The sequence below is a fragment of the Rossellomorea vietnamensis NBRC 101237 genome, from assembly GCF_001591825.1.
Lineage (GTDB): Bacteria > Bacillota > Bacilli > Bacillales > Bacillaceae_B > Rossellomorea > Rossellomorea vietnamensis.
The window spans coordinates 1-25816 of the sequence record NZ_BCVQ01000020.1; the positions used below are offsets into that span (position 1 = coordinate 1).

Genomic DNA, 25816 nt, shown 5'->3' on the forward strand with positions numbered 1-25816 from the left:
TCAATCCACTCTGTGCTTCCACCCTATTAATCAATTATTGGCATGAGGATAGTTAAAACACTTTTACAAAAGTTTTGAACATAATTTCTTAAAAAAAAATTTCCAAATAGGAGCCCATTTGATTAATCCAATCTTCTATTAAGGTAATTCTCTTCCAGGTCCATTTCCCTGTTCACCAGGAGTTCCATTTGTTCTAGGTGATGGGTTTCGACGACGGGGTCGAGGTGGGACCAGTGGATTTTGTTGATGAAGTAGTAGTTTCTGATTTTCCTCAGGATGACGAGGGAGTGGGGGAAGTGGTCGAATTCTGCTTTTATGCTGTTGAAGCGGGTGTAGCCCCATTTTGTCAGTTTCATTGTTTTATCACCTATTGTTCTATTACCTTTTCTTTCAATATATTAATCCTCTGGGAGCATATCTGATTTAAACAAACGTTTGTTTAGTGTTTCAAAACATTTATTCTACTAGGGTTCGGGGGATTAAACAATCGTTTAACAGTATTTACATCTCCAGTCGTGCATCTGTTTCGTCCTGAGATTGTCATTGCTATTCACGGAGGGCTCTTGTTATGATGAGAAGGTTATGAATCGAAAGAAAAGCTAGGAGAATGAGCTTTGAATAAAGTAGTATCCAACTATTCCATTTATCCATATGAAGCAGATAAGAAGGAGATCCCCGTGGCTCCGCTCCATAAGGGGGAAACCACGAAGCAGCTGATATCCTCCCATGACGAGGATGCTTTTTTCTTTCGGACGATGGAGGAAGCGGGCATTCATCTGAATGCGGCTCAGATTGAAGCGGTCCGTCATGTGAAAGGACCATGCTTGACCCTTGCCGGTGCAGGAACGGGAAAAACGACGGTGCTCGTCTGTCGTGCAGGCTACTTGATGGCCGTGAAAGACATTCAGCCAAGAAATATTTTGCTTGTCACATTTACCAAGAAAGCATCGGAAGAGATGAAGCAGCGGATTTCAAGGCTTCCGGGAGCAGAACATGGTGGACAGGTACATGCCAGCACGTTTCATGCCCTGTTCCTTTACTTGCTCAGATCCCGTCATTATACACAGGAAGTGATCGGGAACGAGCGCTATAAACAAATTATTTTGAAACAGATCCAGAGAGAAATGAATATATATGATCCTTATGACGCTGAGACGCTCCTTGCCAAACTTTCTCATTATAAGCTGAATCAGAAAGATATACGGGAGCTCCCCGAGAAGTCCAAGTCAGAAAAAGAAGTGCGAAGCATCCTCTTAAAATATGAAGAGTGGAAGCGCATGAATCATAAAATGGATTTTGATGATATTTTGACAGAGGCCTATCAATTACTATTGGGAAATCCGAATCTCCTGACTTCCCTTCAGCACCGTTTCCAGTATGTGATGGTTGATGAATTCCAGGATACGAATCTGGTTCAATATGAATTGATCAAATTGATTGCGGCTCATCGTAATCTGTTCGTGGTCGGGGATGATGATCAAACGATTTACACCTTTAACGGCGCCCGGAACGAATTCATTTTGGATTTTGATGAGGAGTTTCCCGATGCCAAAGTCGTGACCTTAAAAGAAAATTACCGGTCTGACGCTTATATCATCGGACTCGGGAATGAAGTCATCGGGCGGAATGAACACCGGCGTAAAAAAGAGCTGATTGCTACAAAAGTGGAGGGACTGAAGCCTCTCTATTCAAGACCCGCCACAGCCGATGAAGAAGCCGTCTGGATCACTGAAGAGATTCAGAGATTACGAGATGAAGGCTACGGTTATGGAGATATGACGATTCTCCACCGTACCATGAGCAGTGGGCGTGCCGTCTTTGAGCAGCTCCTGTTAAAGGAGATTCCTTTCACACCATACAATCAGAAGGATTCCCTTTTCTATGATAACTGGACTGTGAAGCCCGTGGTGGATTACTTGCGATTGTCGATCGTCCCACGAAATTTCGCAGCCATGGAATCGCTGCTGCCCACCCTTTTCATCCGAAGAGACCGGGGAATGGCTCACATCCTGGAAGAAGAACAGAAGGAGCGGAAGAAGTATCCCCTCATTCACTTAACGACTTTATCCGGGTTGAAGCCTTTCCAGGTGAAGAATGTGAAAGAACGGATGAAGTTCCTGAAGGCGATCGGTGACCAGTCACCAGAAAGTGCCATCAGGCGTATCCGGAAGGAATTCTATCACCAGTACATCGACGCCCAGGAATCTCACGTCGTGACGGAGCAGAAGGAGCTCATTAAAGAAATGCTGGACGAGCTTGAAGGCTCGGCAAAGCGCTTTGATACGATTTCAAGCTTCATTACCTTTATTGATGAGATGAAGGCGAAATATGAGGAAATCTATTCGAATCAAAGGGGAAGCAGGGATACGGACAGTGTGTCCCTCATGACGATTCACCGGTCAAAGGGCCTTGAGTTTCCCGTTGTGTTTTTAATCGGGGCCATCGAAGGGAACCTTCCCCACAGTTCAGCTCTCAATGCCAATAAGCTCGAGGATAAGGTGTACAAGGACCCGAGCCAAAAAGAGAAGACTTCGGGTGCAGTGGAAGAAGAAAGGCGCCTTGCTTATGTAGCCATCACGAGGGCAAAAGAGAGATTGTTCATTTCTTCCCCGGCCTATTATCAAGGCGAACAGCGCAAGTGCTCGCGCTTTATAGCGGATTTATTTAAGCAGACGCCACACGCTGAGCCGAAGCCATCTAAAAAAGCAAGAAGCGGAAAGGTGAGTAAGATTCTTGCCTGGGTGTGCACAAGCTCTGAGTGCATTGCCTGGCAGAGGCCCGAAACCCATGAAGATACCGAATCCAAGGTGTGTCCCCTTTGTTCTAGCTCTATGAAACTGGGAGAAAAGGACATAATCGAATAAAAAAAGCCCCGGCGTCCTGGAAAATGAAGGACGCCGGGGCTTTTTTGCGGTTTATTGAGCGTTCTATGACATGCTTCACATACAAGAGAACATCAGTAAACCGGACCCTTACTGTGAAAAATGGTCATCTCGTGAATCAACCTTCTTCGAATCATTCGAATCCAAGGCCTGTCTTAAAAAATAAATAAGAATTCCCATGATGATTCCAAGTATCGCGATAAAACCGATGGTGATGGTGATTCCCATCATAAACCCCACTCCTTTTTATAGCTATCGCTATATGATTGCAGCCTTCTACTATCAGTCTATGAAAAAGGAGTGGAGATATATTCGAACCAAAGGACAAAAAAGGTTCACGAATATTTTACGTCCGGTCAATCAAAACGGCACGAACCGGGGATCCGTCTCCTTCTTTAAGAGGAAGGGGAAGGGCTACAAGCTCGTATATCCCAGGAGTTATATGGGTAAGATCGATCCCTTCGAGGATTCCGATGTCATGTTCCCGCAGTGAGTGATGGGCGTGCAATTCCTTGCTGTCCAAAGGGTCAACAGAGGGAAGATCCACCCCGATCAGATCAATGCCCTTTCCCTTTAAAAAAGGGGCAAGTTCTTTCGTGACAGGGGGAATGTGCCCGGGGAATCGGTTTGGATCACTCCAGGCATTGGTTTTAAACAGAACTTTTTTGATATCAGTCAAGTCGAGCTTCATTAATCGTTCAGGACTGATTTCAGGCTCGCCTTCCAACGAAACCACGATGGCCGGTCCCATAAAACGTTCTGGGGCCATATCGAGGATCCGGTTCCCGTCACTGTCGAAGTGGAAGGGGGCATCCACATGGGTCCCGGTATGGGAGCTCATGGTCAGCTGGCCGACATTGACGGATCCCGATTCTTCCTTCGTCCAGTTCAAGGAAAAGGAAAAAGGCGTGTCTCCCGGCCAAACAGGGGTTTCATTATGCAGGGGTCTTGAAATATCGATGATTTTCATGATTGCCTCCTCCTTTCTGTGTTAAGCGACCACGTTCCGTGTATTTTCAAACTGCTTGTATTCTTCTTGTTCCATGATGTTTTTCAAAATATGAATCGTTTCCCATACATCTTCGTACGACGAATAAAGAGCCACAGGTGCCAGGCGGATCACATTGGGTGCCCGGAAATCAGGTGTCACCCTGTTTGCTTTCAAGGCTTTACAGATCCTCGCCGCTTCCTCATGCTGCAGACTGATATGTCCGCCCCGGCATTCATCTTCAAGGGGGTTGCAGATGGTGAATCCATAGCCGTTAAGCTCCTGCTGGAAGACTTCCATCATGAATCTTGTAAGAGAAAGGGATTTCCGTCTCAGATTCTCGATCCCTGCTTCTTCAAACAGTTGAAGGGAGCCGAGGAGGGGGGCGCTGCTCAAAATATGGGGGGTCCCGATTTGGAAAGCACCGGCTGAATCAGCATGAGTAAGCGTATGATCCATATCGAACTGTGCATCCTTCCGTGAACTGAACCAGCCGGAAAGACCGGGCTTTTTCCCTCTGTGGCGGTTGTGAACGAATAATCCCCCGACACCACCCGGTCCGCTGTTCAAGTATTTGTAATTGCACCACACGGCAAAGTCCACACCGTCTTCGTGCAGCTGATGAGGAAGGGCTCCGATCGAATGGGCGAGGTCGAATCCGATGACAATGCCCCGTTTGTGGGCTTCATCCGTCAAACGTTTGATATCCAGGAGCTGCCCGCTTCGATATAGGACTGACGGTAGGAGGATAAGGGCAATTTCATCAGTCATTTGATGAATGATATCTTCCTCCCTCAGGGTAAACCCATCCCTGCTTTCCACCTGTACCAGATGCTCGTCAGGGGAATAACCCTTTAATTCAAGCTGACTTTGAACCGCGTAAATATCCGACGGGAAAGTCAGTTCATCTGCCAGGATCCTCGTTCGTTTTCCCTGAGGTTGATAGAAGGTGGCCAGTAACTGATGAAGATTCGTCGTGATGGACCCCGTCACGATGACTTCTTCCTTTTCTGCACCCACTAAAGGAGCCGTCATTTCTCCAAGCTTCTCAGAATAGTAGAACCACGGCTCCTGCCCGTCCATCCAGCCATCGATGCCATGTTCCTTCCAATCATTCAATGAGGTCAAAAGCGATTCCTCGGCTCGCTTCGATAGTAGGCCCAGGGAGTTCCCATCCATATAATAATGATCTTCCTTTATGTAGAATTCCTTTCGGAAATGGGCAAGCGTATCCTGTCTATCCATCTCTTTGGCTTGTTCCAACGTTAATGCGTGTGTCATCCTTTTCCCACCTTTCACAGTCTTACCAAAATGATAATCGAAATGATTTGAATAGTAAAATAATTGTTTTATAAGAGAGTGGGTTTTTATGCATTCTTAAATAAATTATTCAAAAATGTATAAAAAGTCAAAATAGTCTGGTATAAATGAATTAATATAATAAAATTCAGTGGAATTATTCATAATTGAATAATCCGGAGAAGGTGAAAGGGGTGACCAACGTGAGTGAGACGAAAAAAAGTTGGAATGAAAATGAAGCGATCCTGCACTCATTGCAGGACGATATTTTAGTCACGAATACAGATGGCATCATTTTAAAAGTCAGTGAGGCGACTGGTGGTATTTATAATGTGAAGTCAGAGGATATGGTAGGGAAATCCGTCTATGATCTTGAGAGAGAAGGAATCTTCACGCCGATTTTGACTCCATTGGTTTTAAAGGAAAAAAAGAAAATCACCCTGGTTCAGACAAGTCAAGATGGAAAGAAGCTCTTGGTTACAGGGATCCCGGTTTTTCATGAAAATGGTGAGCTTGTGCGGGTCGTCAGCTATTCACATGACGTCACGGAATTATTGAATATGAAGAAATACTTAGAGGACATGGAAGATGAGATGGAAAGGGTGAAAAGTGAACTCGAAATCCTCAGGAGCCGTCATTATTATTCGGAAGGGATCATTGCCACAAGCGATGAGATGAAGAGGGTTCTCCAGATTGCCCTGCAGGTGGCAGAAGTGGATGTGAACGTCCTGTTGCTGGGGGAATCCGGTGTAGGCAAGTCCCACATTGCGAAATTCATCCATAATAAAAGTCAAAGAAAAGGGGGTCCTTTCATTGAGGTCAATTGCGGTGCCATACCGGAATCCTTATTTGAAGCTGAGTTCTTCGGTTATGAACCCGGCTCGTTCACCGGGGCTGATCGCAAGGGGAAGGTAGGATTGGCTGAACTTGCAGAAGGCGGTACCCTGTTTCTTGATGAAATCGGGGAACTGTCTCAACCCAATCAAGTGAAAATCTTGAAATTCATCCAAGAGAAACAATTTTACCGGGTCGGTGGTACAAAGCAAAGGAAGGTGGACTTTCGGGTCCTGGCAGCGACGAACAGGGATTTGGAGATGGCCGTGGAGAACAGGGAATTCAGGCAGGATCTATTCTTTCGCCTGAATGTCGTTCCCATAACCATCCCGCCTTTAAGGGAACGGACATCGGATATTATTACGATGATCGATTACTTTGTGGGCTATTTTTGTGAAAAATATCAGCGCCGGAGGACCTTGGATGGAGGGGTGATCCATCAGCTTCTCATTCAGGATTGGAAAGGGAATGTCAGGGAGTTGATGAATCTGATCGAGAGGCTGATTGTCACATCTTCGAGGCAGCTCATTGAAATGGAAAACCTGCCGGGGCGATACATAAAGCATAGTGGGGATCTGTCAGGGTTTGACCGTGAAGGACAATCATTAAAGGACATCCTGGAAGCGGTTGAAGAGCAGGTGCTGAAGAAAGCGAGGCAGCAGTATAAAACGACGACTGTAATGGCTCAAAATCTTGGGATCAGTCAGCCTTCGGTTGTCAGAAAAATGAAAAAATACAGTATTGGATGAAATGTTGGCATGATACTTGCAAGTTCTTTGGTGAGTAGAAGGATAAATGAATCATTTCAAAGGGGTGTTTGACAATGGAGGTTGGAAAACAGAATGTCAGTCAGTTACAAACCCGGTCCGGGAGATCAGCCAAGGAAGCAATGAAGTTTATCATTCCTTCCTTAATAGGAGTATTGCTGTTTTTGGTCCCTGTGACGTACGAAGGGAACATGACCATCGGGGTCGGGATCTTTGCTTCTTATTTTCAAGGGATATTAGAAGGAGTATTGCCATTATTCATGACGATCATTTTTGGGATATCCGCTCTCATGGCCATTCATACAAAGCTTCTTCAACCTAAGTGGATCGTCACCCAGCCATTTTTAAAAGGGCTGTTCGATGTAGGTACGTTCTGGATCGCCATCCGTGTCATCGGTTCAGTCTTTGCCATCATGACCGTAAACGGAATCGGACCGGAATGGATCATTTCCGACTATACAGGCGGGACGGTCCTGTATTCGTTGGTCCCTGTTTTGACAACCTGGTTCTTGTTTGCGGGTTTATTGATGCCCCTCTTACTGGACTTTGGACTGATGGATTTCTTCGGGACCCTGCTGCAGAAGATCATGAAGCCTTTATTCCAGCTGCCGGGTCGGTCTTCCATTGATGCCCTGGCTTCCTGGATGGGGAGTGGGACCGTCGGGGTCCTCATTACCACGAAACAATTTGAAGAAGGCTACTACACTAAACGGGAAGCTGCGGTCATTGCAACCAACTTCTCTGTTGCTTCCATCGCTTTCAGTCTCGTCATCGTCAGTTTCATAGGCTTGGAATCCATGTTTGTGCAATTATACGGAACCGTCGTCATTGCCGGGATCGCAGCCGCGGTGATTTGCCCGCGCATCCCGCCACTTTCCAGAAAAAAAGACACATACTATGAGCCCGTTGGCATGCAAATCTCTGAAACGGTACCTGAAGATGTTTCCCGTCTTCAATGGGGCTTCGAAAAAGCCGTGGAAAAAGCATCTGAAGTGAAAAGTGTCGGTGAAGTGACCAAAAAAGGACTGCAAAACGTATTTGATATCTGGTTCGGACTCATTCCACTCGTCATGGCCCTTGGAACGCTTGCTTTAGTCGTGGCAGAATACACACCGGTGTTTGATGTGCTGGCTTACCCGGTCGTCCCACTCCTTGAACTATTGCAAATCCCGCAGGCTGCGGATGCTGCCCCTGCGATGATCGTCGGGTTTGCCGATATGTTCCTCCCTGCAGTGGTGGGTAGCGGGATCGAAAGTGAGTTAACGAGATTTGTGATCGCGGCCATGTCTTTGACTCAATTAATCTACATGTCTGAAATCGGGATCCTGCTGATCAAATCCAAGATTCCCATCAGCTTCCTGGATCTATTCATCATTTTCATCCAACGAACCATCATCACACTGCCAATCGTCGCATTACTGGCTCATTTTTTCTTTATGTAAAACCACGACAATCTAGCATTATACTATAAGAATATCTGGGGGTACTGAAATGGAACGAACGTTTGAACAGCTCATCGAGCGGATGCCGGATCGTCTGGCACCGAGCATGGCAAAGGATCATCCGAATTTACCGGTAGTGAAAGAAGAAGGGTGCTACTACTATGGGCTTGACGGAAGGAAGTATCTTGACTTCACCTCTGGCATCGCCGTGACAAATGTGGGCCATCGTCATCCGAAAATCGTCCGGGCGATAAAGGATGCAGCGGACGGTCTGATGCACGGTCCTTCCGGTGTCATCATGTATGAATCGATCCTTCGCCTGGCTGATGAACTGGCGGAGATCCTTCCGGGTGACCTTGATAGTTTCTTCTTTGCCAACAGCGGGACGGAAGCGATCGAAGGGGCGATCAAGCTTGCTAAATATGTAACGAAGCGCCCTTATGTCATATCCTTTACGGGGTGTTTTCATGGCCGTTCATTGGGTGCACTCAGTGTCACGACTTCAAAGAGTAAGTATCGGAAGTTCATGCAGCCTTCGGGTTTGACGTATCAGATTCCGTATGCGAATGAACGGGAGTGTCCGGAAGGAGAGGATTCATCCCGCTATGTTGTCAGTAAGCTTGAAAAGGATTTTGAAACGCTTTTTGATCACCAGGTCACTCCTGAAGAAGTGGCGTGTGTCATTTTAGAACCGGTGCTGGGGGAAGGGGGATATATCGTCCCTCCGAAAGCCTGGCTCAAGAAGGTAAGGGAGATTTGTGACCGGCATGATATATTACTGATTTTCGATGAAGTCCAAACGGGCTTCGGACGTACGGGTAATTGGTTTGCGGCACAAACCTTCGATGTGACGCCGGATATCATGGCAATCGCGAAAGGAATTGCGTCGGGCCTTCCCCTGAGCGCGACGGTGGCGTCCAATAAGCTGATGAAGCAGTGGCCCCTTGGAAGCCATGGCACGACGTTCGGCGGGAACCCGATTGCTTGCTCTGTCGGTCTTGCCACCCTGGAAGTCATGAAGGAGGAAAGACTCCTTGATAATACGAAGACAATGGGGGCATACGCCGTTTCAAGGCTCGAGATGTTGAAAGAGAAACATCCTGTGATCGGCAGCATCCGGGCGGTGGGATTGATGATCGGGATTGAAATCGTCCATCCGAAGACGCGTAAACCGAATCAGGAAGGCTTGATGGATATCCTTGATCGGGCGCTTGAAAAAGGGGTTTTATTTTATCTGTGCGGAAATCACTCCGAAGTGATCCGGATGATTCCACCCCTTACGGTGACAAAAGAGCAGATCGACGCCGGTCTTCACATGCTGGACGAAGCGGTGACGGAGTATGAGGCATCACTTATGAGTCATCTGGATTAAAATAAAAAAAGGTTGATCAGTTCAGAACTGATCAACCTTTTTTTATAGCCTTTTAACCGAAATGGCCTTCCTCATCTTCCGGAGGGCATCCTTTCCTTCTGTTTCCCTTCTCATCATTAAGTTCACATAGAGAGCATCAATCAATGTTAACTGAGCAATGCGGGACGAAAGAGCTTCTGAACGGTAGTCGGTTTCCTCTGAAACGGTGAAGAGGGGGGTGTCGACCCTCTGGCTTAATGGGGACTTGGCGAAATTGGTGATGCAGATGGTCTTTGCCCCGGTTTCTTTCACAATGTCGAGAAGCTGAAGAATATCCTTCGTCGATCCTGAATGGGAGATGAACACGGCGCAATCGTCCCTCGTCATCTGGGAAGCGGTCATCAGCTGAATGTGACTGTCACTTGCCGCATGCACGCGCAGACCGGTCCGGATGAATTTATGGTAAGCATCGAGGGCGATGACACCGGATCCGCCGCTTCCGAAGAACTCGATGGAACGGGCGCTCGTCATCATATCCACGGCTTTCATCAGCTTTTTCTCATCCACCACCATCAACGTGTCTTCGATCGTTTTGATATTGGATTTAAATACTTTTGTGGCGATCGTTTGTGCCGTGTCGCCTTCATCGATGCGTTCGTGAATGTCCTTAAGTCCGGTCACGATTTCAGAGGCAAGGGCGATCTTCATCGCCTGATAGCCTTTAAAGCCGATTCGTTTACAAAAGCGAAAGACAGTAGAGTCGGCCACTCCCAAATCTTCTGCCAGACCGTTGATCGTGGAATGGATGATCTCGTTCGGGTTTTCCAGTATATAGTCGGCGATTTTTTTCTCCGTCACACTGAATTGAGGATAGTGAGAACGGATGCTTGCTAAACAATGTTGATGTTGACTCATTGACACCACTCCTGTAAGGGTTTTCATAGTTTCATTATACAAGATTTGTAGAAAAATAAAAATAATTTCTGTAAACGGTTGCAAAAAGAAAAATATTTTTTATAATAGAGATAGACAGAAAATAATTTTCCTGCTCATTTTGTTCTCTCGAATTGGAAGCTCTCATACTGAAATGGGAGATTCATAGTTACATAGAGTGTTTTGCAAACGCTTTACTTGCCCGTCGGGAACATATGAGCAGGATCAAGTAGTATAAAAAATTTGGCAGCAGGGCTGCCGTGAGGAAAGAAAGGCAGGGATACACAATGTCAGATCAAATGCTCATTTTAGTGGCACTGGCCGGAATTTTTCTTTTATTATTTTTAGTTATTAAAACAAAGCTTCACGCTTTTGTTGCCCTATTATTAGTAAGTTTAATCGTAGGGATCGCGGCCGGCATGCCGCTGCAGGAAGTAGTGGCATCTATACAGAGCGGTATGGGCGGAACCCTCGGATTTGTCGCCGTTGTCGTTGGTTTAGGTGCGATGTTCGGACGCATGCTCGAAGTATCAGGGGGAGCGGAACGACTGGCTCAGACCTTGATTAACAAATTTGGGGAAGATAAGGCACAATGGTCCCTTGGGATCACAGGTTTCCTCGTTGCCATTCCCGTATTCTTTGATGTAGGATTCATCATTCTTGTACCGATTGTATACGGATTGGCCAGAAAAACAGGCAAGTCACTCCTGTACTATGGAATTCCATTGCTTGCAGGTCTTGCCGTCACACACAGCTTCATCCCACCGACTCCGGGACCGATCGCGGTTGCTGACTTGATCGGGGCGGACCTTGGATGGGTCATCCTGTTTGGTGCGATTGCCGGTGTTCCATCCATGATCATCGCTGGTCCACTTTTTGCAAAATGGATTTCAAAACGAATTCACGCAGTGGTTCCTGACTATATGCAGGCAGAAGAAATAGAGTACGATAAAGAGCTTCCAAGTTTCGCTCTGATTGCTTCTCTTATCTCGATTCCATTAGTATTGATTCTATTGAATACGCTTTCGGGTGTTCTCCTGGATGAAGGAAACATGATTCGTTCCATCCTGACTTTCTTGGGGCATCCATTCGTAGCTTTAACAATCGCCACATTATTGACGTTCGTTCTATTAGGAACAAAGCGCGGATATTCCCGCCAGGAAGTTCAGGACATTGCAACGAAAGCACTTGAGCCTGCAGGGATCATCATCCTTGTAACGGGTGCCGGTGGAGTATTCAAACAAGTATTGATCGACTCCGGTGTTGGGGAAGTATTAGGAAATATGATGGCTGGTTCAAGCCTGCCACCGATCGCCCTTGCCTTCTTGATCGCCATGGTCGTTCGTGTCGCTCAAGGATCGGCGACTGTTTCCATGGTAACAGCTGCAGGATTGATGAGCCCGCTGATCGAAACCCTTGGTATGCAAGGTCCCGTTCTTGGTTTGATGGTTATTGCCATCGCTTCAGGAGCGACAGTCTTCTCCCATGTAAACGATAGTGGTTTCTGGCTCGTGAACCGTTACTTTGGATTAGATGTAAAAGATACGTTAAAATCTTGGACAGTGATGGAAACCCTCATCGGTTTTGTAGGATTTGCCGTTGCGTTCATTTTAGGGATATTCATTAGCTAAAATAGGATAGAATAATAGCAGAAGAGGGAAGAGCCATGTCGCTTCTTCCTTTTCTCTATTTATTTAGGAGGAACGAAGATGTCAGAATTCATGATCGGTGTCGATATCGGGACCACCAGTACAAAAGCCGTACTATTTAATAAAGAAGGAAAAGCGATCGAGCGCCACGGGATCGAATATCCCTTACATACACCAACCCCCGGGACGGCTGAACAGGATCCTGAAGAGATTTTTCAGGCAGTCCTGAAGTGCGTCAAGGACGTGGCTTCACGTACAAATGAAACGATTTCATTTGTGTCGTTCAGTTCTGCCATGCACAGCTTGATCCTTGTGGATGAAAATGACCAGCCATTGACCCCTTCGATTACATGGGCAGATAACCGAAGTGCTGCATGGGCGGAGAAAATCAAGAAAGAAATGAACGGGATGGAGATTTACAGAAGGACCGGTACGCCGATCCATCCGATGTCACCCCTTGTGAAGCTTGCCTGGCTGAAGGACGAAAAGCCGGAATTGTTCGGAAAAGCGGCAAAGTTCATCTCGATTAAAGAATTCGTTTTCCATCGTTTGTTTGGGAAGTATGTAGTGGATTATTCCATTGCTTCTGCTACGGGGATGTTCCATCTGGAAAACCTGGCTTGGGATGAGGAAGCCATGAAAGTGGCCGGAGTCTCGAAGGATCAGCTGTCGACTCCGGTATCCACAACAGAAAGCCTGGTTGGTTTAAAGTCTGAATACACAGAGATGCTGGGCTTACCTGCCGATACGCCATTTGTTGTCGGCGCAAGCGACGGGGTCCTATCAAATCTTGGTGTCAATGCCATCGAGCCGGGAGTGGTCGCCGTGACGATCGGAACAAGTGGTGCGATCCGGGCCGTGACGGACCGGCCGGTGACCGATCCAAAAGGACGGATCTTCTGCTATGCCTTAACGGATAAGCACTGGGTGATCGGCGGACCCGTGAACAATGGTGGAATGATCTTCAGATGGATCCGGGACGAACTTGCTTCCGGTGAAGTGGAAGTGGCGAAACGATTAGGGAAGGATCCCTATGAAGTACTAACGGATATTGCGGCAAAAGTAGAGCCGGGATCAGAAGGACTCCTGTTCCATCCTTACATGGCCGGGGAACGCGCTCCCCTTTGGAATGCAAAAGCACGAGGTTCTTTCTTCGGCCTGGGGATGCATCATAAAAAAGAGCATATGATCCGTGCCGTCCTTGAAGGAATCGTCATGAACTTGTACAGTGTTTTACTTGCCCTGGAGGAATTGATCGGTACGCCGAAACGGGTGCAGGCAACCGGTGGATTTGCCCGCTCTGAGCTGTGGCGCCAGATGCTTGCCGACGTGTTCGATCAGGAAGTGGAAGTACCGGAAAGCTTCGAAAGCTCATGCCTTGGTGCCGTCGTACTCGGGATGTACGGCAGTGGAATGATCGACTCTTTGGAAGCAGTAAGTAAAATGGTAGGGTCCGTTCATTCCCATCAGCCAGACCCGAAAGCGACGGAAGCTTATACAAGGTTGATGCCGATTTTTATCCGGGTTCCACGCTTGCTGGAAGAAGAATACGAAGCCATCAGTGCTTACCAGGAAAAAGGCTGACTCACCTGAGTCGGCTTTTTTTTCAGAACAGGACGGAAGGGAATCACTTAGCCAAAAGGTGCCTTTTTCATGTATAATAGAAACGAATATACCTTTTATAATCAGAAACTATCCATAGATAAATGAAAGAGAGTGAAACGATATGGGACGTAAGTGGAATAATATTAAAGAAAAGAAAGCGTCTAAGGATGCCAATACGAGTCGTATATATGCCAAATTCGGCCGCGAGATTTATGTTGCAGCGAAACAGGGAGAGCCGGATCCGGAACTGAATCAGACGTTGAAATTCGTTCTTGAGCGTGCGAAAACGTATAGTGTACCGAAACACATCGTCGATCGTGCCATCGAAAAGGCAAAGGGCGGTTCAGAAGAAAATTATGACGAATTGCGCTATGAAGGCTTCGGCCCGAACGGATCCATGGTCATCGTGGATGCCTTGACGAACAATGTCAACCGTACAGCATCCGAGGTTCGTGCCGCTTTCGGTAAGAATGGCGGGAATATGGGTGTGAGTGGATCAGTAGCGTATATGTTCGATGCGACAGCCGTCATCGGCATCGAAGGGAAATCTGAAGAAGACGTAATGGAAATCCTGATGGAAGCGGACGTGGACGCTCGTGACATCATCGAAGAAGATGATTCCGTGATCGTTTATGCAGAGCCGGATCAATTCCACGCTGTTCAAGAAGCATTTAAAGGTGCCGGTATCACTGAGTTTACAGTGGCAGAGCTTACGATGCTTGCTCAGAATGATGTTGAACTTTCTGAAGACGATCAAGCTCAATTCGAGAAAATGATTGATGCGATTGAAGACCTTGAAGATGTTCAACAGGTATATCATAACGTTGATTTAGGTGAATGATAGAGTAGAGACAACCCCTGATGCCAGAGGCATCAGGGGTTGTTTTATGTCGTAGTTTATGTCAGATTACCACTTTATTTGTCGAAAAGACTGAAAATTCAGCATAATACTTCATTATCATAAGGGGCTTTGTTATGCTAGGGGGGGAATCTGAATAAATTCGTGAAAGAGGGAGAGGAAACTATGGGATTAGATCAACTTGAAAGGCAGCAAGCAGAACAGAGCGTGAAGGATAAAACCAAACCATATCTAACGGCACTCATCGGCTGGAGTCTGCCGGCGATCGAGGCATGTACCAAGCTTAACAGACCATTCGTCGTCGTTGGACCGCCTGATTTCGAAGCATATGCGGAGAAGCATGATATCGCTTTTATCGGCTGGGACTTCGACCGCTTGAATGAAGGTTCAGATCATCTTTATAAACAATTGAAGTCACTCGGTGCTGAAGTGGCAATCCCACTATACGAGGAGTGTGTGGAGTGGGCAGGCGCGTTGAATTCCCGTTTCCGCAGCGAACCGCGTGTCTTTAATCGCTCTCTCCTCTTAAGGGATAAAGGGATGATGAAGCGTAAAGCGCAAATCGCCGGAATCAAGGTGGGTGTATTTGAAGAGGCACGGGATAAGGAAGACGTGAGACGTTTCTTGAAACGGGTGAATGAAGCCTTATTGAAGGTCGAAGGAGATAAGAATGATCCGATTCACGTCAAACCGCTGGATAAAGCAGGATCGGTCGGCCACCGGGCAATCGAGAACCCTGAAGATATCGATGCTCTCACGGAGTCGGAATTCCCTCTATTGATGGAAAGTCATTTAGACGGGCAGGAATTCTCGTGTGAAGCGTTCATTCATAAAGGAAAGATCCAATTTTTAAATATAACGGAATACGTGCGATTGGGTTATTCGAATTTCGTACCTGCTTCCCCGACACTTGAAGAAAAGCGTCCGGTCATCCGGGAGGCCATTCAACAGCTCATCGATGCATTTGAAATAGAATACGGAGTCATCCATCCAGAATATTTCATCACGTCCGACGGTACACTTCATTTCGGTGAAGTCGCGGCCAGGGTGCCTGGGGGTCATATCTTTGATTTGATTGAGCGGGCATATGGTTTTAATGCGTACCAGGCACAGATTCTTTGTGGAGATCCGAACACAACGGAAGAGGAGCTGAGAGAATTCTTCCCTTCGACAGGTGAGAAAGCCGAGGCCCATGCAGGGTGTTTAATGGTTCACCCTCATGTCAATTATGTAGAAAAGCTCGAGGTGCCTGACGAGCTTGAAAATCATCCGTATTTCGAAAAACATGATATGTTCAGCCCGGCCCAGGGGAAAGTGGCCCAGAGAATCGGGTTCGGGAACCATTACGGGACCATCTTCTTCTATGGGGAAGACAGCGAAGTGATGAGGGACCTTTTAAAAGAGTACGAACAATTTAATTTCTATATTTAGGCTGGGCTTTTGCCTGAACAACCTGTCCGATATTCTGATTGATAAAGGAGTTTTGAAATGGCTTTTGAATTAACTTCCAAGTTGGAAGAGCGATTTTTGCAGGCGCTGAATGAATTGGAAAGTGCAGCTTCATTTGCGAAGTCAATGTATCAAACGGACGTCTATCAGGAAGCTCAACGATTACTGGACACTGACGAAGGGCTCGGCATTTTATACCAAAGTGCAAGCCGCTTTGAAAAAGCCGGGGTATTCCAGGATGGTCCATGGGAAAAGGCATCCAAGCTTCAACCGCCTCTTGTGGCGGGATCCTTGCAGGCAAAGGGTCTGCCTTCGATTATTGAAATCCTGAGCGAGCTCAGGATGCTTTCCATTGCCGAGGCTCAATATGAACATCCCGATGTGACGGCAGAGATGGCGCAGGACTTCCTGAATGAAGTAATGGTGCTGAACCTGAACCTTCTTTTCCCCGAAGCGACGGAAGCGGCGCGGATAGAAGGTGGTGAGCAGAGTGAAAGGGCTACGGAGCTGTTTCATTTTCTTTCAGATAAATTGTCTTATCAAGCCCTTACCACTACGCTGATCAAAGAGATCGAACGGTTGACGGCACAGCGTCCCATCATGGTGAAACGGACCGTTTCCATGATCGAGACCGCTAAGAAAATGCTCCATTCCGATCTTAGTGCAGCGGAACGCCTGGTGTTGGAGAAATACGTATCGGCGATCGAAGGCCCGACCCCGTTGAGTAAAAGTATTGTGAAACCTGGAGAATACCGCAAGAAGCTGTTGGAACTATCTCAAGGCGAGCTTGAGAAGGAGGCGGTACATTTTGCCGGGTCCATGCGTGATACCGGATTGGTGGCTCCGCAGCACGCCATCCTTCTGAGATATTTATGCAGGAAGTTTCCGGAGCTTGTACCGACAGCCCTTCAGTTGAATGATAAAGGGAAAGCGAACCTGGATGAAAATGCGGAGCTTGTATTTCAACTTGTGAAAGTGGCGATCTACCCGGCCACGAAGCAATCCGTATACGGACTTGCCCTCATGCTTGAACGAGGGGTTCTATCGTATCCCCCTGTCTCCCCGGGACTCAAAAGACTGATCGAACTCGATATCAGGGCCGAAGTGAGAAAGACGCTTCTGAATTCATGTAAAACGGGAGACGGCATTACTGCAAACTCCGTGCTCCTGGCAGGTGTCATCAATGTACTCGGGCAGCCCATCGGCATCGGACAAGGCCTGAACCCAACCTGTCAAACAGCGCGGGGGATCAGCCTGTGGGCACAGCATGCTCCCGGGTATCTGCTTGAACTGATCCCAAGGGCTGCAAGGGATGGGGACATCGATATCATGTTTGAAGGTACACCCGTTCATTCCAAGGACTTGAGCGGGGGACTGGCGCCTGAGCTTCATCAGGAGCTTGATCCGGTTTCACTTGTTCTCGTTCCGCATCTTGATCGTATCTATAGTGAAATGATGAGAAGGGTTTCTCTCAGAGGGGAAGATGGACATCGTTGGGTGAATCCCGAGTTTTATGGAGATTGGGTGCAGAAGGGTTTCAGCACGGTCATCGATCCGTTGACTGGACTTATTTCTGACTATCCGGGTTTTGTCAGGCTGTTTTATGCGACTCATCATCCGGAATACAATGATGATTACGGATTGATCTATCCGAATCCGGTAGGGATTTTCATCACGAATGTCCACGGGAAGCTCCTTGGATTCCACGCCGTATCCATTCTCCGGATCACACAGGATCCTAGGGGTGAGTATCGGATTTATTTCTATAATCCGAACAATGACGGTTCGCAGAATTGGGGACAGGGAATCGAACCTTCCGTTATGGATAACGGGGAACTGGAAGGCGAATGCTCCCTTCCGTTCCATGAGTTCGTCTCCCGGCTCTATGCCTTCCACTACAATCCGTATGAGCAGGGGGATGCATTTGCGGTTGAGAATGAAATAGTCGACGAAATCAAGGTCCTTGCCAGGGAAAGCTGGGGAAAGGATTATACATGGGTTTAATAGGATGAAAGGCGCCTGAGCGACGGTCGTTGCTCAGGCGCTTTTTTACTTGGAATGATTCTTCTGGCGTGAGCCATACTAAATAGTGGAGGTGGTACAAATGAGTAACGACAAGAAATCGGAAGATGTACTTATGGACACCCCATTGAATCCTGAATTCACCATGAATGACCGGCGACGCAATCCAAGCCAGGTGTACGTTCCAGGAGAATCGTTGGAAGAACATCATGCGGTTGAAGAAGGAAATGGCGTCATTGCAGAGAAAGTCATCGGTCAAGCAAATGAGAATGGATAGGGGGGTCGGCTATGAAAGAATATCCCGTGGCGGATTTGTCTGAAGATGCCTTGAATAAAGTGAAGAGTATGGAAAATGAACTTTGTCAGCAATCTGCAGATGACATCGTTTTGATCGCTTATAAAAATACGGATAGAAGCCGGGAAGGGGCAAGATAAGATGGATAAAGGAAATAAAGATATGCCGGACTTCAACGAGTTGAATGACCGTGTCATTGCCGAGGAACCAAAAGGTCCATTTTTCGCCATCAAAACAAATTTGGATACACAAGGTGTAAAAGATAATCCTTATGCGACAGAAAAAGCGAGTCCTGAGCAAGAAGAGAGATTACAGCAGTTTTTTGAGGATGAGGAGTTATAAAGAAATACATAAGGAAGCGCCCATCTCCATCGATGGACGCTTCTTTGATTTTATTTCGTGCGGGATTGCTCATCAAGTAATTCCTTTGACACTTTCGGTGCAACCCAGAGCATGGGGAGCAACAAAAGGGAGACGGGAACGGCAGTGATAACGATGAAGTTCTGCAATGCAGTGACACTGCCGTCTCCTATATATAGAAGAATCGCGGCGATGGATCCCATCAGGATGGACCAGAACACTCGTAAAGACACTTTGGGGTCACCTTCACCTGAAACCGCCATGGCAATCGTATACGACATGGAGTCCCCTGTCGTGACGACGAAAAGGATCGTCAATAATAAAAAGAGGGGTGAAATAATCCCGGAAAGTGGCAGCTGGTTGGTAATGGCAATCATTGCTGCAGGCATTCCACCACTCGTTAATTCCTGTGACACACTTCCTGGATTCTGGAGTTCATAAAAGATACCTGAACCACCGACAACCGTAAACCAGAAGGTAGTGACAATGGGAGCGATGATCGCAATGGCCAGAATGATCTGTCGGATGGTCCTGCCTCTCGAAATCCGGCTGACAAGTATAGCCATCATGGGTCCATACCCAATGAACCATCCCCAGAAGAACACGGTCCAGCTCCCCAGCCAGCTTTTATCCGATCGGAATGTGCTGATCTGGATAAAGTGATCCACATAGAATCCGAATGAAGAAATGAAAGAATCAATGATGAACCCTCCAGGACCGAATAACAGAACGAATAGGATCAATCCGAGGGCCAACCGTACATTGAAATTACTCAAGATTTGGATCCCTTTATGCAGGCCGGTCGCAGCCGAAGTGGTAGAGACGATCACTAAACAGATAATGATCGCAAGCTGCGTTGAAAATTGATCAGGGATCCCGAAGAGAGCAGACAGGCCGTAACTTGCCTGTAAACCGAGGAACCCGATCGGTCCGATCGTACCTGCGGCGACCGCAATGATGGCAAAAGCATCGATAAGGGTCCCGAGGACGCTGTTTTTAAGCTTCTCCCCGAAAATGGGATACAGAAGGGTGCGGGGTTTCATCGGCATCCCCCTGTGATAATGTCCGTACATCATGACAACGGCACTTAATGTACCCAGGATGGCCCATGCAAGAAAACCCCAGTGCATGAAGCTTTGGGACAACGCCGGCATGATGGCGCCTGCGGTCATGGGATCCACTCCCTCGTGCATCGGTGGAACCGTCATAAAGTGATACATAGGTTCTGCGGCAGCCCAGAACACGCCTCCCCCTGCAAGCAGGGTAGCCATAATGATCGATAACCATTTAAATGTTCCGATCTCGGGTTTCTCCATGTAACCTAACCGGACGCCTCCATACTTGGAAAATGCCAGATACAGAGCTACGATGAAATGCACCAGCATTAACACCTGCCAGAAGGCCCCGAAATATGTCGAAGACCAGTCGAAGCCTTTGTTAACAAAGGCAGTAACGCGATCGAGACGAATGAAAGCCGCGACAACGAAAAGAATGAGTAATCCGCCACTGATGGCAAATACGGGCCAATCAATCTTGGATGTGTGATGCTTATTAGACATATAACATAAATGCTCCTTTAAACTTCATTGAAAAACACAAGGTCCTACTATCTCACAGGTGGAAAAGAGTTGTAAAGGGAACGAAAAGAATTTCGTAAAGACAATTTTTGTCACAGTTTTAATTTGGAATATACTATCTGCTTAAAGATGAAAAAAGAACTATACTAAGGAGGAAGAATAAAGCAAATACTGAAAAAAGAATTCTTACTGAAAAACAAGGACTGAAAGCAGTTTCCTCATCTTTATGGGAGCTGGAAGTCCCTGACTGATTAGAGATGAACAAGAAATGAGGAATGGACAATGTCAAGAACAGCTTTGATCGCAGGGGCGACCGGCCTGGTCGGTTCCCACCTGATGGATATCCTCCTAAAGAGTCCTGAGTATACAAGAGTGATTTCCTTTGTAAGAAGAGAAAGTGGAGTGAAACATGAGAAGCTGGACGAACGGATCATTTCATTTGATGGGATGAAGCTTCTGCCCCATGAGGAAATTGATGATGTGTTTTGCTGCCTCGGAACCACGATTAAGAAAGCCAAGACGAAACATGCCTTTAAGAAAGTGGACTACGAGTATCCCATTCAACTTGGGAAACTTGGGAAAGCACATGGAGCAAAGCAGTATCTCGTGATTTCCTCAATTGGTGCAAGTCCGGAATCACCGTTTTTTTATAGTAAGGTCAAAGGGAATGTGGAGAAGGAATTAAAGGAGCTTCATTATCCTTCCCTTCATCTATTCAGGCCATCGCTTTTATTGGGGGAGAGGCAGGAGTTCCGATTGGGTGAAAAAGCGGGGGAGATCTTCTCAAGAGCGCTCCGCCCTGTCATGGTGGGCAGGCTGAAACGATACAGAAGCATTCCGGGCAAACAGGTTGCCTATGCCATGTACCGGGCGGCTGTAGGGACGTTCGGAGAAGGGGTTATCATACATGAATCGGAACGGATTCAAGAGTTTTAGGGTATAGGGGGAAATGAGGAAAGACCCGCGTCGGAAGTGGGTCTTTCCTCATTGTATTTGATAAAAATGCCTCAGAGCATTCATAAGGTACTTCATTGAAGTATCCTCTGCCAGATTCACAAGCATTCCTTTGATGACGACGGGGCGGGTTTCGTCTTTTTGTATTTCTTCTCTGATGACTTCCAGGGAAATCCGGATACTCTCATCCTCAGCAACCTCCAGCGCGTCCTGGATCATGTGAATGAGTGTCGACTCATTGATTCTCGACGAAGAGGTAAAGTCCTTCACCAGATCATCCAGTTTTTCAAAGGATAGCACCGGCTTATCTCCGCTTTTGAGCAAACCATCCACAAGGTCATCTGTTCGTCTCAATATAAAATGGGATAGATATGAAAAGTCCAAATCGATTTTATCCAGCATGACCAATTCTAAATAAGAATGGAAAAAACCTTGAATCATCATGGTGATGTCCCAAAAATAGGGCTCGATCTTTTTTCCATAGATCCCAAATAATCTTCTTCGGTAATACCGGTGAGTGTTCATCTTCATCTCGCTGAGGAGATCATGGATTTCGTCATTGAACGGCATGGCGTTCTCCCTGATCTGCATGATGATGAACTCTTTATGTTTACAGATTTCAATCAGCTGACATTCTAATTGCTTTTGGAATTTATCGTATGGTGATAAATCCTCGTTCTCGATCTCGTTTACTTTGTCCGTGATCATGGTGAAATAGTAATTCATAATGGCGAGCAGAAGGGCTTCCTTTGACTTGAAATATAAATAGAAGGCGCCCTTCGATATATCACATTCATTCACGATTTCTTGAACGGAGGTAGCGTTGAACCCTTTCGTGGCAAAAAGCTTAATGGATGTTTCAATGATTAATTTTTCTTTTTCCTTCATACTTTCCTCTCCTTGATAAACTCCTTATGTACATTATGACCGATTGGTCACAAAAAATAAACCTTTTGTTTTATAAGTATATTGACTTATGACTGCGTGGTCAGTTATATTAGATTGTGTTATGACTAGTCGGTCAGAATAAGAGAGAAGGGATGAATACAACGTGAACAGTATTATTAATTTCGTACTTAAGAATAAGTTTGCTGTTTGGCTGATGACAATCATCGTCATTATTGCAGGCTTATATTCAGGATTTAATATGAAGCTCGAAACCCTGCCGAACATCAATACGCCGATTGTCAGTGTGACAACCGTGTATCCTGGCGCCACGCCGGAAGATGTTGCAGACAAGGTTTCAGAACCGATTGAAAAACGCTTGAAGAATTTAGATGGGGTAAATGTCGTCAGCTCTACCTCCTATCAGAATGCTTCAGCCGTTCAGATAGAATACAAGTTTTCAAAGGATATGGATGAAGCCAAGACCGAAGTGGAAGAGGCTCTTTCCGATCTTCCTTTCCCGGATGGAGTCAATGAACCTGAAGTTTCAAGACTTAACTTTAACGCCTTTCCGGTCATCGCTCTCAGTGTAGCGAATGAAGACCAATCATTGGCACAATTGACCTCAACAGTAGAAGATACGATCGTTCCGGAACTCGAGGGAGTGGACGGGGTAGCTTCTGTACAGGCTTCAGGTCAACAGGTGCAAGAAGCCCGTCTTGTATTTGACGAAGAAAAGCTTGCTAAGTACGGACTTACAGAAGAAACGGTTCAAAACATGATCAAAGGCTCGGACGTGACGGCCCCATTGGGATTATACACGTTCAAAGATAGCCAGAAATCCGTCGTGGTCGACGGAAACATCACGAAGATTGAAGATTTGAAAGAAATGAAGATTCCTATGACTCCAAGCACTGGTGGAGCCTCGGCTCAAGGGCAACAACAGCCTTCTGCACAGGGGCAAACGCCACAAGCACCTCCTGCTGGAGCAGCATCTTCAGGCATGAAGATCCCAACGATTCAACTTTCAGATATTGCTGATATTGAACTGGTTGGTAAAGCAGAATCCATTTCCAGAACGAATGGAAAAGAATCCATCGGACTTCAGGTGGTAAAAACGGCAGACGCCAATACGGTGGATGTTGTCAATGCCGTCAAAGATAAAATCAAAACGTTTGAAAAAGACATTGATGGTGTAGAAATCATTTCTACCTTTGACCAGGGGGAGCCGATTGAAGAATCAGTCAGCACGATGCTGAACAAAGCATTATTTGGTGCTGTGTTCGCAGTCATCATTATTCTCCTGTTCTTAAGGGATATCAAATCGACGCTCATTTCAGTGGTATCGATTCCATTGTCATTATTAATCGCGATTTTACTTCTGAAACAGATGGACATTACATTAAATATCATGACCCTTGGGGCGATGACCGTCGCCATAGGCCGAGTCATTGATGACTCTATTGTTGTAGTGGAAAATATCTATCGAAGAATGTCCATGAAAGGTGAACTACTGAAAGGGAAAGACCTGATCCGTGAAGCAACGAAAGAAATGTTCGTTCCGATCGCGTCTTCCACGATTGTCACGATTGCCGTGTTCCTTCCATTAGGATTGGTCCAAGGGATGATCGGGGAACTATTCCTGCCATTCGCCTTAACGATTGTGTTTGCTCTATTGGCTTCCCTTCTTGTAGCGGTTACGATCGTACCGATGCTTGCCCACTCCATGTTTAAAAAAGGCGTTGGGAAGAAGCATATTGAGAAGAAAAGCCGTTTAGCGAACTGGTATAAAGGCGTATTGAATTGGACGCTGAACCATAAAATCATCACATCGATCCTGGCGATTGCCATGCTGGTCGGAAGCTTGTTCCTGGTTCCATTGATCGGTGTCAGCTTCCTCCCATCCGATGAAGAGAAGATGATCATGGCAACCTATAAACCAGAACCTGGTCAAACGGAAGAAGATGTTCAGAAAATCGCACAGGACGCAGAAGGATATTTCCAGGACCGTAAAGGAGCTGAAACCATTCAGTACTCTGTCGGCGGGGAAAACCCGATGAGTCCGGGAAGCAACAATAATGCGATTTTCTACGTTCAATATAAAGACGATACAGAGAATTTCTCTGAAGAAAAAGAAAAGGTCATCAAAGACCTTCAACAAGCAACAGATAAAGGGGAATGGGCTTCCCAGGACTTCTCTGCAAGTGCCGGCAGCAACGAGATTGTCGTGTACGTGTACGGGGAAACCCTGAAAGACATAGAACCTGTTGTCAACGATATTCAAGATATGATGGAAGACAAGAAGGATTTCAAAAAAGTCGGATCAAGCATCTCTGAATCCTATGATGAGTACTCGTTCATCGCAGACCAGAAGAAGCTGAGCGAACTGGGCCTCTCAGCAGGTCAAATCGCCATGGAGCTTGGTCAGACACGACAGCGTCCGGTCCTCACGACCATTGAAAAAGATGGAGAAGAAGTGAATGTCTATCTGGATGTTGAGAAGGAAAAGTATGAAAACATCAACGACTTAACGGATAAAACCATCCAGTCACCACTAGGTATGGAAGTTCCAATTAAAGACGTAGTCGAAGTACAGGAAGGTAAAACGTCAGATACCGTTTCACGACGGGACGGAAAAGTCTTTGCTCAAGTGAGTGGGGAACTGAAAACCGACGATGTTTCGAAAGCATCCCAGGATATTCAGAAAGAAATCGATGAAATGGATATCCCATCCGGTATCGACGTGAACATGGGCGGGGTAACAGAAGACATCAAGGAATCCTTCACACAATTAGGATTAGCGATGCTTGCAGCGATTGCGATTGTCTACTTGATCCTCGTCATCACATTCGGCGGCGGTCTAGCACCATTTGCCATCCTGTTCTCACTGCCATTCACGATTATCGGTGCATTGGTAGCGTTATTGATTGCAGGAGAAACGATCAGTATCTCCTCTATGATCGGAGCGCTTATGCTGATCGGTATCGTCGTCACCAATGCGATCGTTTTAGTCGATCGTGTGATTCATAAAGAAAACGAAGGCCTATCCACAAGGGAAGCCTTGCTGGAAGCCGGTTCCACCCGACTTCGCCCGATCCTTATGACGGCCATTGCCACAATCGGAGCCCTGTTCCCACTGGCACTCGGTCTTGAAGGAAGCGGATTGATCTCAAAAGGGCTCGGAGTAACCGTTATCGGTGGATTGACCAGCTCGACGCTCTTGACGCTCGTCATCGTGCCGATCGTGTATGAAACCTTGATGAAAATCAAAGGGAAGATCGGTGGACGGAAACGGAAAGTAGTGAAAGAATAGTTGAGAGAAAGCAGTCCTTTAGGGGGCTGCTTTTTTATTATAGGAGCAGGTGGGCGAGAGGATGAGGGTTGTGTGTTACAAAATATGTAAAGTGGCTGGATAATCTGTCATTTCGGCTGGATTCTGTCCAATTTCGGCCGGATTTACGCTCATTTCGGCTGGATTTTAACCCAAAACGGCTGGATTAAAACTAATTTCGGCCGGATTCTGTTCACCTCCGACTGGAGGCACGTCGAAAAGAGCACGATATTTAACGAAAATGCATTCGAGACACTCGGCATGGCAAAATCTCCGAAACTTTTTAAAGTTTTCTAAAAATAGTATTGATTCCATTAAAAGTCTGGACTATAAT

The 25816-nt window shown here is 46.5% G+C and carries 21 protein-coding genes; 14 read left to right on the top strand and 7 right to left on the bottom strand.

Going from position 1 to position 25816, the window contains the following annotated elements:
- Positions 1-122: 122 nt before the first annotated feature.
- Positions 123-356, bottom strand: a complete 234-nt coding sequence (locus tag BVI01S_RS11925) for a protein YuzH (protein ID WP_034761070.1) — start codon at positions 354-356, stop codon at positions 123-125.
- Between the two features lie 258 nt (positions 357-614).
- Here BVI01S_RS11925 and BVI01S_RS11930 point away from each other — a divergent pair, with 258 nt between their 5' ends.
- Complete coding sequence (locus tag BVI01S_RS11930; protein ID WP_061810290.1) at positions 615-2864, top strand: UvrD-helicase domain-containing protein; 2250 nt, start codon at positions 615-617, stop codon at positions 2862-2864.
- A gap of 108 nt (positions 2865-2972) precedes the next feature.
- Here the strand turns inward: BVI01S_RS11930 and BVI01S_RS22750 are convergent, their stop codons facing one another.
- The 3 genes from BVI01S_RS22750 to kynU form a co-directional block, all read right to left on the bottom strand.
- Positions 2973-3113, bottom strand: coding sequence for a hypothetical protein (locus BVI01S_RS22750; RefSeq protein WP_167562116.1), 141 nt, complete (start codon positions 3111-3113; stop codon positions 2973-2975).
- A gap of 115 nt (positions 3114-3228) precedes the next feature.
- Entirely contained in the window at positions 3229-3852 is a 624-nt protein-coding gene (gene kynB, locus BVI01S_RS11935; RefSeq protein ID WP_061810291.1) for an arylformamidase, read from the bottom strand.
- Between the two features lie 21 nt (positions 3853-3873).
- Complete coding sequence (kynU, locus tag BVI01S_RS11940; protein ID WP_061810292.1) at positions 3874-5151, bottom strand: kynureninase; 1278 nt, start codon at positions 5149-5151, stop codon at positions 3874-3876.
- A 221-nt stretch (positions 5152-5372) separates the two neighbouring features.
- Here kynU and BVI01S_RS11945 point away from each other — a divergent pair, with 221 nt between their 5' ends.
- From BVI01S_RS11945 to BVI01S_RS11955, 3 genes are all read left to right on the top strand, one after another.
- Positions 5373-6752 carry a sigma-54 interaction domain-containing protein gene (locus tag BVI01S_RS11945; RefSeq protein WP_061810332.1) on the top strand — a complete coding sequence of 460 codons (1380 nt, stop codon included), beginning with the start codon at positions 5373-5375 and terminating at the stop codon, positions 6750-6752.
- A gap of 74 nt (positions 6753-6826) precedes the next feature.
- Positions 6827-8212, top strand: coding sequence for a YjiH family protein (locus BVI01S_RS11950; RefSeq protein ID WP_061810293.1), 1386 nt, complete (start codon positions 6827-6829; stop codon positions 8210-8212).
- A gap of 49 nt (positions 8213-8261) precedes the next feature.
- Entirely contained in the window at positions 8262-9584 is a 1323-nt protein-coding gene (locus BVI01S_RS11955; protein WP_061810294.1) for an aspartate aminotransferase family protein, read from the top strand.
- 42 nt (positions 9585-9626) lie between these two features.
- Here BVI01S_RS11955 and BVI01S_RS11960 read toward each other — a convergent pair whose 3' ends face one another.
- A complete protein-coding gene (locus tag BVI01S_RS11960; protein WP_061810295.1) occupies positions 9627-10478 on the bottom strand; it encodes a MurR/RpiR family transcriptional regulator in 852 nt (283 codons plus the stop codon).
- A 305-nt stretch (positions 10479-10783) separates the two neighbouring features.
- Here BVI01S_RS11960 and BVI01S_RS11965 point away from each other — a divergent pair, with 305 nt between their 5' ends.
- The 8 genes from BVI01S_RS11965 (at position 10784) to BVI01S_RS11995 (ending at position 18717) form a co-directional block, all read left to right on the top strand.
- Positions 10784-12127, top strand: coding sequence for a GntP family permease (locus BVI01S_RS11965; protein WP_061810296.1), 1344 nt, complete (start codon positions 10784-10786; stop codon positions 12125-12127).
- A gap of 90 nt (positions 12128-12217) precedes the next feature.
- Positions 12218-13729 (top strand): gluconokinase, encoded by a 1512-nt coding sequence (gene gntK, locus BVI01S_RS11970; RefSeq protein WP_061810333.1) that lies wholly within the window; start codon positions 12218-12220, stop codon positions 13727-13729.
- Positions 13730-13871: 142 nt separating this feature from the next.
- The gene (locus tag BVI01S_RS11975) at positions 13872-14591 is read left to right on the top strand and encodes a YebC/PmpR family DNA-binding transcriptional regulator (RefSeq protein WP_034761095.1); all 720 of its coding nucleotides are present in this window, start codon (positions 13872-13874) and stop codon (positions 14589-14591) included.
- 183 nt (positions 14592-14774) lie between these two features.
- A complete protein-coding gene (locus tag BVI01S_RS11980) occupies positions 14775-16040 on the top strand; it encodes an ATP-grasp domain-containing protein (protein WP_051758423.1) in 1266 nt (421 codons plus the stop codon).
- A 57-nt stretch (positions 16041-16097) separates the two neighbouring features.
- On the top strand, positions 16098-18062 hold the full coding sequence (locus BVI01S_RS11985; protein WP_061810297.1) for a hypothetical protein: 1965 nt from the start codon (positions 16098-16100) through the stop codon (positions 18060-18062).
- Between the two features lie 100 nt (positions 18063-18162).
- Complete coding sequence (locus tag BVI01S_RS11990; protein WP_034761100.1) at positions 18163-18357, top strand: hypothetical protein; 195 nt, start codon at positions 18163-18165, stop codon at positions 18355-18357.
- An 11-nt stretch (positions 18358-18368) separates the two neighbouring features.
- Positions 18369-18515, top strand: coding sequence for a hypothetical protein (locus BVI01S_RS22535; protein ID WP_156030069.1), 147 nt, complete (start codon positions 18369-18371; stop codon positions 18513-18515).
- Between the two features lies 1 nt (position 18516).
- Entirely contained in the window at positions 18517-18717 is a 201-nt protein-coding gene (locus BVI01S_RS11995) for a hypothetical protein (protein WP_061810298.1), read from the top strand.
- Between the two features lie 50 nt (positions 18718-18767).
- Here the strand turns inward: BVI01S_RS11995 and BVI01S_RS12000 are convergent, their stop codons facing one another.
- The gene (locus tag BVI01S_RS12000) at positions 18768-20294 is read right to left on the bottom strand and encodes a BCCT family transporter (protein ID WP_061810299.1); all 1527 of its coding nucleotides are present in this window, start codon (positions 20292-20294) and stop codon (positions 18768-18770) included.
- A gap of 300 nt (positions 20295-20594) precedes the next feature.
- On the opposite strand from BVI01S_RS12000, the gene BVI01S_RS12005 reads away from it, so the two are divergent.
- Positions 20595-21248, top strand: coding sequence for an oxidoreductase (locus tag BVI01S_RS12005; RefSeq protein WP_061810300.1), 654 nt, complete (start codon positions 20595-20597; stop codon positions 21246-21248).
- Between the two features lie 48 nt (positions 21249-21296).
- Here BVI01S_RS12005 and BVI01S_RS12010 read toward each other — a convergent pair whose 3' ends face one another.
- On the bottom strand, positions 21297-22154 hold the full coding sequence (locus BVI01S_RS12010; protein WP_061810301.1) for a TetR/AcrR family transcriptional regulator: 858 nt from the start codon (positions 22152-22154) through the stop codon (positions 21297-21299).
- Between the two features lie 163 nt (positions 22155-22317).
- On the opposite strand from BVI01S_RS12010, the gene BVI01S_RS12015 reads away from it, so the two are divergent.
- Positions 22318-25464, top strand: coding sequence for an efflux RND transporter permease subunit (locus BVI01S_RS12015; RefSeq protein WP_061810302.1), 3147 nt, complete (start codon positions 22318-22320; stop codon positions 25462-25464).
- Positions 25465-25816 lie beyond the last annotated feature (352 nt).